At 45.5% G+C, this 16,323-nt stretch carries 13 protein-coding genes; 10 read left to right on the top strand and 3 right to left on the bottom strand.

Annotation, left to right across the window (positions count from 1 at the left end):
* Positions 1-6: 6 nt before the first annotated feature.
* Positions 7-1,248 carry an HhoA/HhoB/HtrA family serine endopeptidase gene (locus K4039_RS02970; RefSeq protein ID WP_265233636.1) on the bottom strand — a complete coding sequence of 414 codons (1,242 nt, stop codon included), beginning with the start codon at positions 1,246-1,248 and terminating at the stop codon, positions 7-9.
* Positions 1,249-1,539: 291 nt separating this feature from the next.
* Here K4039_RS02970 and dnaA point away from each other — a divergent pair, with 291 nt between their 5' ends.
* The 3 genes from dnaA to dnaN are packed head-to-tail and all read left to right on the top strand — an operon-like array spanning position 1,540 to position 4,476.
* Positions 1,540-2,910 carry a chromosomal replication initiator protein DnaA gene (gene dnaA, locus K4039_RS02965; RefSeq protein WP_265233635.1) on the top strand — a complete coding sequence of 457 codons (1,371 nt, stop codon included), beginning with the start codon at positions 1,540-1,542 and terminating at the stop codon, positions 2,908-2,910.
* A 51-nt stretch (positions 2,911-2,961) separates the two neighbouring features.
* A complete protein-coding gene (locus tag K4039_RS02960) occupies positions 2,962-3,291 on the top strand; it encodes a hypothetical protein (RefSeq protein ID WP_265233634.1) in 330 nt (109 codons plus the stop codon).
* Positions 3,292-3,336: 45 nt separating this feature from the next.
* Entirely contained in the window at positions 3,337-4,476 is a 1,140-nt protein-coding gene (gene dnaN, locus K4039_RS02955) for a DNA polymerase III subunit beta (RefSeq protein ID WP_265233633.1), read from the top strand.
* Positions 4,477-4,580: 104 nt separating this feature from the next.
* On the opposite strand, the gene K4039_RS02950 is transcribed toward dnaN, so the two are convergent.
* A complete protein-coding gene (locus K4039_RS02950; protein WP_265233632.1) occupies positions 4,581-6,017 on the bottom strand; it encodes a sensor histidine kinase in 1,437 nt (478 codons plus the stop codon).
* Between the two features lie 816 nt (positions 6,018-6,833).
* On the opposite strand from K4039_RS02950, the gene K4039_RS02945 reads away from it, so the two are divergent.
* The 5 genes from K4039_RS02945 (at position 6,834) to K4039_RS02925 (ending at position 12,860) form a co-directional block, all read left to right on the top strand.
* Entirely contained in the window at positions 6,834-7,910 is a 1,077-nt protein-coding gene (locus K4039_RS02945) for a permease (RefSeq protein WP_265233631.1), read from the top strand.
* 71 nt (positions 7,911-7,981) lie between these two features.
* On the top strand, positions 7,982-8,779 hold the full coding sequence (locus K4039_RS02940; protein ID WP_265233630.1) for a TIGR03943 family putative permease subunit: 798 nt from the start codon (positions 7,982-7,984) through the stop codon (positions 8,777-8,779).
* Between the two features lie 186 nt (positions 8,780-8,965).
* Positions 8,966-10,342 carry an oligosaccharide flippase family protein gene (locus K4039_RS02935; protein WP_265233629.1) on the top strand — a complete coding sequence of 459 codons (1,377 nt, stop codon included), beginning with the start codon at positions 8,966-8,968 and terminating at the stop codon, positions 10,340-10,342.
* 290 nt (positions 10,343-10,632) lie between these two features.
* Entirely contained in the window at positions 10,633-12,201 is a 1,569-nt protein-coding gene (locus tag K4039_RS02930; protein WP_265233628.1) for a hypothetical protein, read from the top strand.
* A gap of 92 nt (positions 12,202-12,293) precedes the next feature.
* Positions 12,294-12,860 carry a hypothetical protein gene (locus K4039_RS02925; protein ID WP_265233627.1) on the top strand — a complete coding sequence of 189 codons (567 nt, stop codon included), beginning with the start codon at positions 12,294-12,296 and terminating at the stop codon, positions 12,858-12,860.
* A gap of 188 nt (positions 12,861-13,048) precedes the next feature.
* Here K4039_RS02925 and K4039_RS02920 read toward each other — a convergent pair whose 3' ends face one another.
* Complete coding sequence (locus K4039_RS02920) at positions 13,049-13,369, bottom strand: hypothetical protein (protein ID WP_265233626.1); 321 nt, start codon at positions 13,367-13,369, stop codon at positions 13,049-13,051.
* Between the two features lie 81 nt (positions 13,370-13,450).
* Between K4039_RS02920 and K4039_RS02915 the strand changes: the two genes are divergently transcribed.
* Entirely contained in the window at positions 13,451-14,806 is a 1,356-nt protein-coding gene (locus K4039_RS02915) for a sensor histidine kinase (RefSeq protein ID WP_265233625.1), read from the top strand.
* A gap of 109 nt (positions 14,807-14,915) precedes the next feature.
* Positions 14,916-16,292, top strand: coding sequence for a sensor histidine kinase (locus K4039_RS02910; RefSeq protein ID WP_265233624.1), 1,377 nt, complete (start codon positions 14,916-14,918; stop codon positions 16,290-16,292).
* Positions 16,293-16,323 lie beyond the last annotated feature (31 nt).

Here is a 16,323-nt window from a genome sequence, read left to right as displayed (position 1 = left end):
AACTTTTTATCGATTTTTTTGAACTGGCAAACTCCCCGGTTGTACAGTTAATTTAACTATTTGCCCGTTGCGATTAATCTCCATTTGCAACAGGCCGCCAACCTTAGCATTTTGCACGAACTCCTGAACAGCTTCCGACTGAATAATCGGCTGATTGTTAAGCTTTTGAATCACATCTCCAGCCCGCAAACCTGCCGCCGCTGCGGGAGAATTAGGAACAACACTCACAATAGCCACACCCCGATCGACTGCAACTCGCAGATTACTGTTAGCATTGCCATTAATTTGCTGCTTAACTTCAGGAGTCAGCGTCGCCATTTCAATGCCCAAATAAGCGTGTTCGACTTTCCCCGTCGAAATCAGTTGCTGCGCTACCTGTTGCGCCGCCTTAATCGGAATTGCAAAGCCCAATCCTTGAGCGCCTTGAATAATCGCCGTATTCATCCCAATAACTTCCCCCGAAGCATTCAGCAGCGGGCCACCGGAATTCCCCGGATTGATCGCAGCGTCTGTTTGAATAAAACCGATGCGCTTGTCGGGTACGCCCACATCAGAGCTCGATCGCTCCGTAGCGCTAATAATCCCCGCAGTTACGGAATTGTCCAAACCCAAAGGATTGCCGATCGCGATCGCCCATTCCCCAGGCAACAGCTTATCAGAATTGCCGATCGCCACCACAGGCAGAGCAGTCGCCTCAATCTTCACCACAGCCACATCCGTCACCTGATCCGCCCCCAACACCCGCCCCTGATAGCTGCGGCCGTCCCTGAGAGTTACACTTACCGTATCTGCACCCTCTACAACGTGAGCATTAGTAAGAATCACGCCGTCGGCCCCGATCACAAAACCCGAACCAGTACCCCGTTCAATCCCGCCCCTCCCGCCCGAATTCGGTTGTCCACCAAAAAAATCCTCCGGCGAAACACCTTTATTTCCCGGTCTCACCTTGCGCGAAGCATCAATCCGCACCACCGCCGGGCCAACTTTTGCCACCGCAGCCACAATAAAATTCACATTAGCCCCGTCGCCCGACAAGGGAATCGGCGGCAAGACTTTGCTAGCTTGAGGCTTAGTATTAGCAGGCACTTGCAATCTCGGTTCCAGCGCCCTTTGTCCCGAATCGCCAGAATTTGCACGTAATTGAGAAACCGACAGCCGATCGCCCAACATGGCCGCTGCTGCTCCCGTTACCAGCAGCAATATGTAAATTGCTGGTTGCTTCCAAAATTTGCCAGTAGAACTCTTCATCGCTACGTTTTAAGGCTTTCCTGCCAAATTTAAATACTTGCCTAGCAGCTCTTCGATACCTGCTATATCGCCGCAGAGCCACAAAATTTTTGGGCGATCGGCAGACTCCCTTAAACTTTAACATTCAGCTTCTCATTTTGGATTTTGGATTGCCGATTTTCGCTGATTTTGCTAAGAGATACGGTTGAAACCGCCCAATCTTGGCCGCTCTAGCTTCCCAACCACTAACTCGACTAAACTGAACAGTCTGGACATGAAAATCTCTTAAATGCCGATCGGCAAAGGTAAGCAGTGGACATTACCCTCGAAAGTCTGTGGAATCAGATACTTGAACGTCTCCAGGTACAACTGAGCAGACCTAGCTTTGAGACGTGGATCAAAACTGCCAGGGCCGAACAACTCGAAAATAACTGTTTGATTGTCAGCGCCCCCAACCCCTTTGCTCGCAATTGGTTGCAGAAATATTACAGAGAAATCCTTGCCGATGCAGTCGCAGAAATTCTCGGCTATCCCGTAGAAATCTACTTGACAGTTGCCGGGGGAAACGAAACAGGCGGCAGCAACGACTCCGCCATGATTTGGCCATCCCCGATCGCCGATCGCCCCGAAAGCCACTCGCTACACCCACCTAAACCAGCCCATTTAAACCCCAAATACGTATTTTCCCGCTTTGTCGTCGGTTCCAACAACCGCATGGCTCACGCAGCATCCCTCGCCGTAGCCGAGTCTCCGGGCCGAGAATTCAATCCCCTATTTTTGTGTGGCGGCGTTGGTTTGGGGAAAACTCATTTGATGCAGGCGATCGGTCATTATCGCTTAGAAATCGACCCCAATGCCAAGATTTTTTACGTTTCTACTGAGAAATTTACCAACGATTTAATCGCCGCAATTCGCAAAGATAGTATGCAAACTTTCCGCGATCACTATCGAGCAGCGGATGTTTTATTAATAGATGATATCCAATTTATAGAAGGCAAAGAATACACCCAAGAAGAATTTTTTCACACTTTTAACACCTTACACGAAGCCGGAAACCAAGTAGTGTTAGCTTCCGATCGCCCGCCGCAGCAAATTCCCCGCCTGCAAGAGCGTTTGTGTTCCCGATTTTCCATGGGATTAATTGCCGATATTCAATTGCCAGACTTGGAAACGCGGATGGCAATTTTGCAGAAAAAATCTGAATATGAAAATATGAGGCTGCCGCGAGATGTCATAGAATACATTGCTTCTAGTTACACTTCCAATGTGCGGGAATTAGAAGGAGCTTTGATTCGGGCAGTAGCATATCTTTCAATTACCGGTTTGCCGATGACCGTGGAGAATATCGCCCCGGTTTTGAACCCGCAAACTGAAACCGTAGAGGCGACTCCCGATGCAGTAATTGCAGTTGTGGCTGAGGTGTTTGATGTTTCTGTGGAAGACTTGAAGGGTGTTTCCCGCAGGCGAGAAATTAGCTTTGCTCGTCAAATCGGGATGTATTTAATTCGGCAGCACACTACTTTGAGTTTGCCGAAAGTTGGCGAAGTGTTCGGCGGCAAGGATCACACGACTGTGCTTTACAGTTGCGATAAAATTGCTCAGTTGCGGAACACAGATCCAACTTTAGCCCAAACTTTGCGTCAATTGAGCGATCGAATTAACGTTATTAGCCGCAAAACTTAAAGCCCGATCGACCCCGCCTGTGGAAAAACCTGTGGAAAATTAGCCCTCATAGTGTGGAAAACTTTACTCGATCGCCCAAAACAGTTTTTGTGGGAAAATGGAAGAGCGATCGACTTTAGCCAGCTTTTCCACAAGTTTTCCACAGGCATTTACGAGCTACAACTCAAGCACAATAAGCAATTATTTTATTTTTCCACAGTTTCCACAGGGCGATCGCACAAAAATAATTCAATAAAAAAAAACTGTTCCGCCAACTGCCAACTCTTCCTGGTTGCTTCGGTAAACTCTCAACTGACAACTGACAACTGCCAACAGACAACTGTCAACTGTCAACTGTCAACTGTCAACTGTCAACTGCCAACTGCCATCAGCTTTCTGTGATACCATTTGTTTCTGTTTCAAATCCGGTTAATTAACCTTCCTCCCATGAAATTGGTTTGCACCCAAAGTGACCTCAACGCCAACCTCTCGTTGGTAAGTCGAGCCGTTCCCTCCCGCCCGACACATCCGGTACTAGCCAACGTGCTCTTAGTAGCGGATGAGGAAAATCAGCGGGTTAGCTTGACAGCTTTCGATCTCAGTTTGGGAATTCGCACCAGCTTTGCAGCAGAAGTGACTGGCGGCGGCAGTTTTACCATACCCGCGAAATTGCTCAACGATATTGTTTCCAGACTCCCAGGCGGAGAGATTACTTTAGAAGACGAAGCCGGGGATACCGTAGCTTATCTCACTTGCAGTTCTGGCAGCTACCAAGTCAGAGGCATGGGCCCAGAAGAATTCCCAGAATTGCCCGCAATCGAAGCCGGAACAATCCTCAAATTGCCGCCCGAAGCCTTGATAGAAGGACTCAAAGGAACTTTATTTGCTACTAGCCCCGACGAAGCAAAACAGGTACTGGCAGGCGTGCATTTAAAGGTACTCAAAGATTGCCTAGAATTTGCAGCGACAGACGGCCACAGATTGGCAGTAGTTCAAACTGCAAATGAAAAAACCGAAGGTGAAGAAAGCGCAGAAGAATTTGAAGTGACAGTTCCCGCTAAAGCATTGCGGGAAGTAGAAAGAATGCTCGTGATGCGGCAGTGGACTGAACCTGTTACCCTGCATTTTGAACATGGTCAAGTAGTGTTTGAATGGGCCGACCAACGCCTGACAACTCGCACCTTAGAAGGGCAATATCCCGCCTATCGGCAGTTGATTCCGCCGTCTTTTGAGCGGCAAATTACCCTAGAAAGGCGATCGCTCTTAGCAGCAGTCGAAAGAATTGCAGTGTTTGCCGACCAAAAAAATAATATCCTCAAATGCAGCATCGACGAAGAAAATCAGGAAATCACTTTGTCGGTAGATGCTAAAGATGTCGGCTGCGGCAAAGAGTCACTTCCAGCGCAGATTTCGGGAGAAAGCATAGATATTGCTTTCAACGTGAAATACTTAATTGACATTTTGAAAACAGCTCAGTCTCCCGAAATTCAACTGCAATTAAACGGTGCTTTGGCTCCTGTAATTTTTCAACCTTTGGGCGGAGTCAATGCTACATTCTTAGTGATGCCAGTTCAGCTTCGAGCTTAATCAGTCCCGAACGCAGAACTGATATTTGTAAGGTGCGCGCGGGCGCACCTTACCGCCATAAAAAAACCCGGTTTCTGAGTCTAGAACTTCATCCCAGACAGCATTTAAATCAAGGGCAACAAAATTTCAAATTCCGTTCCCGTACCTGGCGTTGAATGCAAATTCAACTTACCTTTATGCTTCTCCGTCACAATTTGATGAGTAATTGCCAACCCCAAACCCGTACCTTTCCCAGCAGGTTTAGTGGTGAAAAATGTATCAAAAATCCTGCGCTGAATTTCTGGCTTAATTCCCGGCCCGTTATCGGCAATTCTGATTGCTATCCAAGCGTTATTTGAATTTGTCTCCGCCGCTTCCGGGCCCGATTCGCCATTTTGGCTGGCGGATGATAGCAATTTTGCATTTTGTCCTCCCAAAACATAATTTTGAAGTAATTCCGAATTCACGAAGTCTCCGTCAGAACTATCTATTACCTCAGTTTCAATCGTAATCGCAGGTACAAAACCTGTTTCTCCTTTTACCTCTTCCAAAGCATCGATCGCATTGCTGACGATATTCATAAATACCTGACTCAACTGACCAGAATAACACTTGACCAAAGGCAAATCCCCATATTTTTTAACTACTTTAAACCCGTACTTCAGACGGCTTTTCATAATTAGCAGCGTACTGTCAATACATTCGTGGAGGTTAGCTTCTTTCAAGTGAGTTTCGTCCATGTGAGAAAAGGTGTGCAGGCTGGTGACAAGTTCCCTCAATCTCTCTGATGAAGCCTTCATACTTTTGATAATTTCCAGCCAATCTTGTTGCAAAAAATCAAATTCTATGTTTGCTTTGAGTGCGTCAATTTGTTCGTTAGGGCCGACAATTTGCTCGTAAGCCGACAGCAACTCCATAATGTCTTTCGAGTAGTTAGACAAAAAGCCTAGATTTCCGCTGATGCAGGTGACAGGGTTTCTAATTTCGTGAGCGACTCCAGCTACCATTTGCCCCAAACTGGCTAATTTTTCGGTTTGAATTAGTTGAGATTGAGTTTGTTGCCTCAGCAATTTTGTCGCTAATTCGTGAATGTTTGACTGCGCCACTAACAGTTCGCGTACATCTACCAAAGTATAAGTTTGGGGCGATACTTGAACCACAATCGGCTCGTAAAGCAGTTCTTTCGAGCGCTGGAGCGATTTCCGGGCTGCATCGACAATTAAAGTATTGCTAGGAAAAATCAAAGTCTCAATTTCAGCAAAGCGGTATAAAGCCTTCACAGGTCGTTTTAAAAATAATTCTCTTCCAAAAGGACGGCTGAGAAATTCTAAAAATCTCCGCCGAGAAATCATGCCGACAAATTTACCTTGATGGGTCACAATGACTCCCGGTAACAGCGGATTAGCTTCTAACATCTGGGAAATTTTCATCCCGAAATCCGTAGCTTCTACTTGAAAATCGTAAAGCGATAATTCTTGGAGAGTAGAGTCTAAACGAAGTTCTCCAGAGTCAGCTTCGGACGCGGGTTGTACTGGTCTTTCTACGCAGGAATTATTTAACATAAATTCATCAGCACGCTTTTTTTGGTTTTTATTTGCCAGCAGACATTCAGCTACCAAAGCTCAGTCGGTGAGTAGCTGAGTGCTTTGGCCGACATCCCTCTGGCAAACAGCATTTTAAATTACACAAAAAACTTATGGTGGAAAATGGGATTTTACCACTCCAAGTATTAGGCAAGTTCGAGCATGACCGAGATAGATGCGCTCTGGCGATTATGCCTGACTTTATTTTATATCGGCTTGAGGCGTATTAACTGTTATTTGGAGTATTTAACTATTAGTTAACCTTGGGCTAAAACCTTAACCTGTTGTTAATAATAACCTAAATTTACTGAAAATTATCATTAATTGATGATACAGGAAAATCATAATTGCGCGATTTTCAAATACCCCCGCTAGGTTTCTCAATAGAGTCTAGCTGTCTAAACAAGCTTGCCACTTTCATGATTTTTTTGTTACAAAAGGTCAACTTAGCGAACTATTTGGCGACATTTGAACTAATGAAATTTTTGTGAATTTTTGTCATAATTCGCGCCAATTAAATAAAAAGTTATCCGATTGATAGGAAAAATATAAAATTAATTTTAACGACTATTATTCTCGTGTTGAAATATAGAGATTATAGGCGATCAGTGCTAGGGATCCGACATTGCCGTGTCCGGCGCTGGAATTTGCAACTTTTAATGGTTGCTATAACATTGAGGACGATCGCCAAAAAGTTTCAACGGAATTTTAAACTTAGTGCTGTGCAGCAGGTATGATCGACAGGGACTCAGCCAAATACGTGAAACTAAATACCAATTTACCAGTAGGCGATCGATGCAACCAGCTATAACGAATCAGTTAAACAATGCTTTTACCCTTTTTCTCAGCTTGTTAGTAGAAGCAATACCTTTTCTGCTGTTGGGAGTTTTATTCTCAGGTTTACTGCTGGGGTTTGTAGACGAACGCAAACTCGTATCTCGCATCCCGCGAAACCCGCTGCTGGCGGCTTTGATGGGTAGTTCGATCGGCTTTTTGTTTCCCGTGTGCGAGTGCGGTAACGTGCCCGTAGCCCGCAGGTTGCTGATGCAGGGAGTACCCGCACCAGCGGCGATCGGCTTTTTACTTGCGGCCCCCACCATCAATCCCGTGGTAATTTGGGCGACTTGGACGGCATTTCGCGATCAGCCAGAAATTGTAGTTTTGCGGGTAGTCTTTTCTCTGGTAATAGCCACAATTATCGGCTGGGTGTTCAGTGTTCAAGCCGACTTGCGCCCTCTGTTACACCCCTCTGTAGCCCGCGCGATTCCCCTCCCAAAACCAGAGTTTTCCGAACAAAACCTCGCCCTAGCCAATACTCCGCTACTGTTGCAGTCGGGAACATTTATGCTCGGTCAGGGGGGTGCAGTGCCGATCGAATCTTTGCTAAAAGATGACTGGAAGCCTTTACAAACAGGCAAAACAGACAAAACCTCGAAACGTTCATCTATGTTTCACCCGGTTTCTAAAGAGCGTCTGCGCCTGCTTTTAGATAGTATGGTACAGGAGTTGCGCGAATTGGGAGGAGTTTTGGTCATCGGAAGTGCGATCGCCGCTATCATTCAAGTTGGCGCACCCCGTGAACTAATTCTCAACCTCGGTCAAGGCCCCGTTTCCTCGATTCTCGCTATGCTGCTATTAGCCGCGGTCGTATCGATTTGTTCTACAGTAGATGCTTTTTTTGCCCTGTCTTTTGCAGCCACATTTACCAGCGGTTCGCTGTTAGCATTTCTCGTTTTCGGGCCGATGATTGACCTCAAAGGTATCGGTTTAATGCTATCTATTTTTAAAGGTAGAGCCGTAATTTACTTAATGATTTTGGCAGCTCAGTTAACCTTTTTAATGACTCTCGCTGTCAACTTGTATCTAGGTTAAAATTAGCCCGGATGCACAACTAAGAATAGATTCCCAATGACCAATGACCAATGACCAATGACTCTTAAAAAATGAACCTTAAAAAATTTAGCCCCTGGCTGGATGCCCTAGCTATCTTAGGATGGGGAATATTACTCCTCAAATATTGGATCACCGGCAAATTAAGCATTCTGATTCACCCCAATTACTTTGGCTTGACTGTAGCCGGAGGAATCGGCTTAATGGTGATTGGTGGATTTAAAATTTGGGAACTCTTAAAGCTCGATCGCGCCAAGCAGCAATTAAAGCAATCGCGGACATCCCCAGCCAATAAATCTCCCAGAATCACAGAAGTTGAACACGTTACTTTATTTCCCCCCAGCATCGGCAGCACCTTAATGCTGAGCGTCGCATTAATCGGTTTAGTAGTAACGCCCCGCACATTTACCAGCCAGACAGCACTGGAACGAGGCCTCACCGAATCTCTGCCCATCACCAGACTGCAACCACAAGAATTTCGCAATACTACAAAGCCTGAAAGGCGATCGCTCGTGGAATGGGTGCGGCTGTTAAATTTTAATCCAGAACCAGATACATACAGAGGTCAAAAAGTCAAGGTTCAAGGATTTGTAATTCACCCGCCCAATATCGCAGAACAATATATGTGGATCGGGCGTTTCATCATTACCTGCTGCGCGGCGGATGCCTATCCGATCGGGTTGCCTGTCAAATTAGCGATCGGTCAAAGCCGCGCCTCTTTTCCCCCAGACAGTTGGCTAGAAATAGAAGGAGAAACAATCGTAGAAGAACTACAAGGTAAGCGCAAATTAATCATTCAAGCATCCTCCCTCAAACCAATTCCCGAACCGAAAAACCCTTATGATTATTAGACAAGGAGCAACTAGGGGATCAAATTGTACCTTTGAGATTACGGGATGAGCATTCCGGGCATATTCCTGTCTACGTAAATTAAGATACGGTAAATTCAACTACAACATTGGCAGCAGCATCCTGTAACAGTTGCCAATAACAAATTCAGCAACTAGACTCATAATTAGGAAATAAGCTTAGAGTATATGTCATCAGAAAAAAAATTAGCTATCAAAGGCGCATTCTGGACGATCGCCAGCTATGGAAGCAGTCAAATTATCCGATTTGCCAGCAACCTAATTTTGACCCGCCTGCTTTTGCCCGAACTATTTGGTTTGATGGGTCTAGCCTACGTTTTCATCACAGGTGTCCACCTATTCACAGACATAGGTTTGGGCCCAAGTATCATTCAAAACAAGCGCGGGAACGAGCCAGAATTTCTCAACACCGCTTGGACAATGCAAGTTCTTCGCAGCTTGTTTGTGTGGTTGTGTTTAATGATAATCACCTGGCCAGTTGCTAACTTCTATGAAGAGCCCCGTCTCCTGTGGTTGCTTCCCTGCATAAGTATAAATACCCTAATAGGAGGATTCAAATCCACTTCTGTATCCACCCTCGAACGCAAAATGAGCGTCAAGCAAGTAGTGCTTTTTGAGTTGGTCATACAGGCAATTTCTACTACAGTGATGGTTGTATGGGCTTTTTTCCATCCCACAATCTGGGCCATCCTCATCGGCGGTTTTGCTAACTCTATAATAGAGTTAGTATGGAGCCATTTTTTGATTCCCGGCAAGTCAAACCGCTTCGCTTGGGATAAAGAAGCCGCTAGAGAAATATTTTCTTATGGAAAATGGATATTTTTATCTACGATTTTATTTTTTCTGTGCTCTCAAGCCGATCGCCTAGTTCTAGGGAAAATCTTTACTTTAACAATGTTGGGCATTTACGGCATCGCTTTTACCCTCGGCGATATGCCGCGCCAAGTGATCATCGCCCTCGCAGGTAGGGTAATTTTTCCCTCTATTTCGATGCTAGCAGACTTGCCTCGTGAGGAATTGCGCGCCAAAATCATCAAAAACCGCAACTTGATTCTGATACCTTTGGCTATAGGCTTAGCAATTTTTGTGAGCTTTGGAGATCAACTAATTTTAACACTGTACAGGAAAGAGTATATCGCAGCATCTTGGATGATGCCAATCTTGGCTTTAGGTATCTGGCACACTACTCTCCACAATTTGATGGGTTCTTGTTTGTTAGCTGTCGGAAAATCTCAGTACGGAGCTATGGGCAATCTGGCAACTTTCTTGAGTATTGCTATTGGCATCCCAGTAGGATATCATTTCATGGGTAATTTAGGTGCTGTGATTGCTGTAGCTGTCGGGGATCTTCCTACTTATTTAGTAACTACCTACGGTCTTTGGAAAGAAGGGCTAACTTGTTTTTGGGAGGATATGAAGTTGACAGCACTGTTTTTAGGGGTACTAGCAATCATACTTGGTGTGAGAATGTCTCTGGGTGGCGGGCTACCGATCGATAAAATTTCACCGATGGATTTAATACCTATCAATCAACTGTTTCAGTAAACAAAAAGGAGCATCCTCAATATTAATGGAACGGCGACTTGCATTCGCAGCGCCTATCCCACCCCTAAAAGGAACGGGCTGGCTGCGCAGTTAAGAATTGTCAGTTGAATTCAGTCATGGATACACCACAACTTTCAGAAACCGGGTTGTTTGCCAAAATACAGAGGTGACAGCCTTTATCATGGTAAAAAAAAACTGGTTTCTGAGGGTCGGGAGTGCGTCCGGGACTGTAAAATTTAAGAGGGAAAATTTGGCAATTAATTTTCAGCAGCAAGAGGAGAGAAAGATTTATGAATATTTTTAACAAAAAATTTAATCCTTCATTCTTCGGTATTCTGCCATTCAAACAGCCGATCGACCGCACGGCGATTTTCCTGATCCTACTGCTGAGCGTCTTAATGGGACTGCTGCTGCTGAGTGGCGATCGCACAGCGCCCAGAGTGCGAGAATTTAGCTGGGAAAACAAACAAATCGGCGCCGCAGATACCGGCTTTATTCTCAACTTCTTTCGGCCGATGAACCACTCCACCGTCGAGGAAAACTTAAAGCTAGAACCGCCACTCCCCGGTAAATTTAGCTGGGCTGGCCGCCGTATGGCTTACACCCTCAAAGATCCCGCACCCTACGGCGTTACCTACACAGTAAAACTCGCCGGCGCAACCGACAAGTATTTCGGAGAAAACAACCAATATAAAGGCACGCCAATGCAGCCGTTTAGCAGTTCCTTTCGCAGTCGCGATCGAGCTTTTGCTTACATCGGTGTCCAAGGCGAAACAGAAAGCAGATTAATGCTAGTCAATCTCACCAGCAGCGACTCGAAACCGATACCGCTGACTCCCAAAGATTTAGTTGTCACCGATTTTAAACCGTATCCAGACAGCGATCGCATTTTATTCTCAGCCACAGATCGATCGATCGCCCGTACTGGCGGCACCCTAAATCAAGAACTATTTACAGTCACCACCGGCCTCAATCCCCAATCCCCCGGATCGGAAGCCCAACCAGCGCAACCAGCAGGTAGAATCGACAAACTCTTAGACTCCAAAGATTACCAAAACCTCAAATTCGACCTCTCAGCCGACGGAAAAATCATCATTGTCCAGCGCCTCAACCGCCGCAATCCCGGCGATTTCAGTCCTTGGATTTTGTCAGAAAAAGTGGCGCCCAAACCCTTGGAAAATCAACAAGGCGGAGATTTTATGATTCGCCCTGACAGCACATCGATGGTAATATCTCAAAAACAAGGATTAGCGATCGTCCCCCTCACACCCGAAGCAGACCCAGTAGAATTTTTGCCAAAATACGAACAAGTATTAGGCATGGCCCGCGACAACTCCGCCGCCGCCTACGTTAAATACAACAGCGACTTTACTCGATCGCTCTTTATCTTAGACAACCAAGGCGCAGAACAAGAAATATTGCGGATTCCCGGCAGCATCATCGCCGTTTATTTCGACCCCCGCAAAAACAAAGACAATCAATTCCAGCGTCTCTACTGCTTGTTAGCCCAACGCCTCGAAACAGAAAGCTACAAAGAACAGCCTTTCATCGCCGCCATCGACCTCAAAAAAGAAGGCACTCGTTTAGTAGGAACCATCAAACCGCTGCTAATTTTGCCCAACCAATTAGATACCCAAATCAGTTTATCTCCCGACGGACTGGCATTAATTTTCGATCAATCAGTCACAACAGCCAAACCCACAGCAGGAGACAGTCCCCGCAATGATAGCGGACAGTCGATCGCCACCAGCCGCCTCTGGCTGCTACCCTTATTAGAAATACCCGCAGACAGTTCTCCCGCAAAAGTACAGCCCGAAGAACTTCCCTTTGCCGGCTATCATCCTCGCTGGCTGCCGTAAATCAATTTTCAATTGATTTAATAGTAGGGGATACTGGTAAAATGTCATAAATTTTGACAATTAAAATCTCAAATCTAAAATATAAAATTGCCATGACTCCCGAAGAAATTAGCAATACCCTTAAAGACTTATTCGGCGAAAATGTTGAGAAGCCCGCCGCTACTTCTTGGCAAGTCCAAACCCCCAAATTTCGCCTCTTAGTCCTGCTTTCAGAAGACGGAACTTGGCTGCGGATTTTGCTACCCATCGCCGATGCCGAAGAAGCTCAACCGTTTTTAGATCAACTGCTAGAAGCTAACTTTGACACCACCCTCGAAACTCGCTACGCCATACATCAAAACGTTTTGTGGGGAGTATTTCAGCACAGTTGCGCCACACTCGCCGCCCCAGATTTCTCGGCCGCCATCGCCAGACTGCTAGCTTTGCAAGAACGAGGTTTGTCCGACTTTTTCGGCGGTTTGATAGAAAGCCGCATCCGTCAAATCATCAAAGCTGCCAAGATGCAGGGACAGTCCATAGAAACTACCCTTCAGACTTTAGACCGTTTCTACGCAGAGGGATTGATGGGCGAAATGGAACTTGGGCGAGAGTCTCGCGAACAGACTCTCGCCGCTTGGCGCTATCAACTAGAACGCCTCTGGCCGGAGGTGGAACCCTGAAACGATTTTAGATGTTAGATTTTAGATGTTAGATTTTAAAATTGCAGATTAAAAGAATTGCAGATTAAAGAATTGCAAAAAACTGACGACCATCGGAGGTTGGAAACTTGCCTGCATTTGCGTTCTTGCTTAAATGCGTAAATCTGCCGATTTTTGCCTCCGTCTTGACCGTTTGGATCTCAAGTCTCTTAGACGATCGCATCCGCGCCCTCAATCCCTCGATCAATGCCCGTATATTCACCCATCCCCGCTATCGCTGTTCTCCAATTCCCTACCAGCACCGAAAAATGATATAATAAATTACAAAAATCCCTTGATAAATTTTTAATAGTTTCGGAAAACACGCAATCGCAGGGTATATCATGGTAAAAAGCTGACAGCAGAGCTCCGTAAGTTCCACAAAAGCTTCGATTGTTTAACATTGATTTAGAAATAAAATCTTTAGCAGACAATGCCTGGGCGATCGGGATTTTCCCATTGGGTGCTGTTGTAGTTTGACCAATTAGCAATTACTTGCTACCAATTACCCTTTACCAATTAATAGCAACTTAACTTATCCATCAATACAAAATTTAACAGGGGTTTCATCTATGTTTGCTGTGCATCAGATTAGCTCGGAGTTATCAGTGTTGCATATACCTGAGATTTGTACTTGGAACATCTCCTTAGAATCAACTCTCCTCGACCTGCCGCTCTACAACTGTCAAATTGACTTAACCCAACAAGCAAAAGAAGTAGCCCAGGCTTTTGAAGGAAATTCCATGCTTCCCGGCGTCATTTTGACCGAGCGGGGTAATTTTGCCGGCATGATATCCAGGCGTTATTTTTATGAAAAAATTAACAGGCGCTACGGGTTAGAAATGTTTTTTAAGCGACCGATAGAGGTCTTGTACAGATTTTCCAAGCAAGAGCTGCTGATGCTTCCCGGCAGTAAATTAATAGTAGAAGCCGCCTCGGAATCTCTTTATAGGTTAGCAGAATTAGTCTACGAACCCGTAGTAGTGGAAGTTGCACCCCAGACTTACAAACTGTTAGACGCACACCAATTAATGGTCGCTCAATCCAGAATTCACCAAATCACAAATAAGTTGCTCCAAAAACAAACCCAAGCCAAACTCATCCAAACAGAAAAAATGGCGAGTTTAGGCAGAATTGTAGCAGAAGTAGCTCACGAAATTAGAAATCCGCTGAACTGTATTTGGGGAAATTTGACTTTTCTGCTGTCCTATTTTGAAAATTTGCTTCAACTCATGTCGGCTTATCAAGAAGAATATCCGGAACCGTGTCCTCGAATTGATGCCCTCAAAGAAGAAATAGAATTTGATTTTTTAGAAGAAGATTTGCCAGTCACCTTAGAAGGGATGAAGTTGGGAGCCTCGCAATTGCTAAACATAGTTAACGGGCTGCACCACTTCTCTCACATGGACGAGACAAAGCCCGTGGAGATAGACATTCACGAATGCTTGGATGTGACGCTGTTAATTCTGAAAAACCGATTAAAAAATGGCATAAAAGTGGTAAAAAAATACGACTATCTGCCGCTAGTTAGCGGTTACTCCGGTCAGTTGAGTCAGGTGTTTTTGAATTTGTTGGTTAACGCTCTCGACGCCCTGACAGAGTATGTAGCCGATCGCGAACTAGATACAGAGTGCGCGGACAACTGGCAGCCACAAATCCAAATTACGACTAAAGTGGTAGAAACCGCAGAGGGCCAGTGGGCGGCCATTGGGATAGCCGATAACGGGCCTGGCATTCCCCCAGAAAATCAGCAGCACATATTTGAGACATTTTTTACCACGAAACCCGCAGGCAAAGGCAGCGGTATGGGGCTGGCTATCTGCCATCAAATCGTCACAGAAAAGCACGACGGTCAACTGAATTTGCGATCGCAACTTGGCAAGAACACCGAATTTGAAATTCTCCTGCCAATAATTCGCAAAACATGATTAACTCAAGAACTGTCTCCAGGTTCGCTCAAAAAAGTGAAATGATAGGCTAGCTTAGCATTATGTTTTCATTTCAATTTCCAGCGTGTTTCGGCAACTAAAATTTCCAGTGGCAAATACATTCAGTTCCAAACTACTTAGCCCTTCTCTCTCCGAAGGCAGAAATCAAGACCTTTCCCTAGAGTCTACCCTGGGGGATTTGCCCCTGTATCACTTTCAGGTTAAATCGAGCTACTTGGCCGTCGCAGTTGCCGAAATATTTGAACAGCATCCCCTAGTGCCGGGAGCCGTATTGCTGGAAGCAGGAGAGTTGGCTGGCATGATATCCCGCAGGCAACTGCTGGAATATTTGCTCAAACCCCAAGGCCCAGAGCTATTTTTGCACCTGCCGCTGAAAGTTCTCTACAGTTACGCTCGCGTCGAAATATTATTGCTTGCAGAGAATACAACCATTTTGACAGCAGCTCCACAAGCTCTGCGTCGATCGCCCGAATTGCAGTCAGAACCCATCGTAGTCCAAATCGACGACCAATCATATCGGCTCTTAGACCCTCACGCATTAAACATCGCCTACTGGCAAATTCGCGGCATCGAAACCCAAGTCCGCTACGAAAGAGCCCAAACACAAATGATTCAAAGCGAAAAAATGGCTAGTTTAGGCCGTTTAGTCAACGGAGTCGCCCACGAAATTTTAGATCCAGTAGGCTTTATTTGGGGTAATTTAACCTACGTCAGTGACTACAGCAAAAACTTAATGGAGTTGCTCTCAGTTTACGACGCGCACTGTACCAATCCCCCGCCAGAAATAGCACGGCTCAAAGAAGAGATAGACTATGACTTTTTGCAAAGCGATTTCCTCAGAACAGTTGGCAGCATCAAAGCCGGAGCCGAACGTTTGAGCAAGTTAGCAAGCAGTTTGCAAAACTTCTGCCACATCGACGATGTTTATCCCAAACCGGCAGACTTGCACGCCAATATAGATAGCATACTATTGCTGCTAAAAAGTCATTTGACGAGGGAAATCAAAGTAGTGAAAAACTACGGCTATCTGCCGCCAGTACCGTGCTATGCAGGACAGCTTAACCAAGTATTTATGAATATTTTGACCAATGCTATTAATACATTAATTAACCAAGCAGTCGGTCAAGAATTGGCGAAAGAGTTCAACGGTGGAGGAATCAGAGACTTCGATCGCCAGCCTCAGATTGACATTGTGACTCAAGTATGCTGTCCAGAATCTGCGATCGACTTGGACAAACTTCACGAGCGCTGGGTTTCGATTCGCATAGCAGATAACGGCCCAGGAATGTCACCTAACAAGTACAAAAAAATCTTAGAATCCTTCTCTACCGAAAAACGCGCCCTGAAAGAAACCAGCTTAGCCGTTAGCTATCAAATCGTGACGGGAAAACACGGCGGTGCATTCAGAATGCGATCGGAATTAGGAATTGGCACCGAATTTGAAATATTGTTACCCTTAGCTTAAAGTAGTCAGTAGTCAGTAGTCAGTAGTCAGT

Source organism: Lyngbya sp. CCAP 1446/10 (genome assembly GCF_026130175.1).
In the GTDB taxonomy this organism is placed as follows: Bacteria; Cyanobacteriota; Cyanobacteriia; order Cyanobacteriales; family Microcoleaceae; genus Microcoleus.
Note: the sequence above shows the minus strand (reverse complement) of the source record. Positions and strands in the feature narration are given on the sequence as shown.

What these genes read in the sequence shown, in the direction of transcription:
- K4039_RS02935 (WP_265233629.1), top strand. Translation starts at nt 8,966, where the DNA reads ATGTCATCAGAAAAAAAATTAGCTATCAAAGGCGCATTCTGGACGATC.
- dnaN (WP_265233633.1), top strand. Translation starts at nt 3,337, where the DNA reads ATGAAATTGGTTTGCACCCAAAGTGACCTCAACGCCAACCTCTCGTTG.
- K4039_RS02915 (WP_265233625.1), top strand. Translation starts at nt 13,451, where the DNA reads ATGTTTGCTGTGCATCAGATTAGCTCGGAGTTATCAGTGTTGCATATA.
- K4039_RS02925 (WP_265233627.1), top strand. Translation starts at nt 12,294, where the DNA reads ATGACTCCCGAAGAAATTAGCAATACCCTTAAAGACTTATTCGGCGAA.
- K4039_RS02930 (WP_265233628.1), top strand. Translation starts at nt 10,633, where the DNA reads ATGAATATTTTTAACAAAAAATTTAATCCTTCATTCTTCGGTATTCTG.
- K4039_RS02940 (WP_265233630.1), top strand. Translation starts at nt 7,982, where the DNA reads ATGAACCTTAAAAAATTTAGCCCCTGGCTGGATGCCCTAGCTATCTTA.
- K4039_RS02950 (WP_265233632.1), bottom strand. Translation starts at nt 6,017, where the DNA reads ATGTTAAATAATTCCTGCGTAGAAAGACCAGTACAACCCGCGTCCGAA.
- K4039_RS02970 (WP_265233636.1), bottom strand. Translation starts at nt 1,248, where the DNA reads ATGAAGAGTTCTACTGGCAAATTTTGGAAGCAACCAGCAATTTACATA.
- K4039_RS02945 (WP_265233631.1), top strand. Translation starts at nt 6,834, where the DNA reads ATGCAACCAGCTATAACGAATCAGTTAAACAATGCTTTTACCCTTTTT.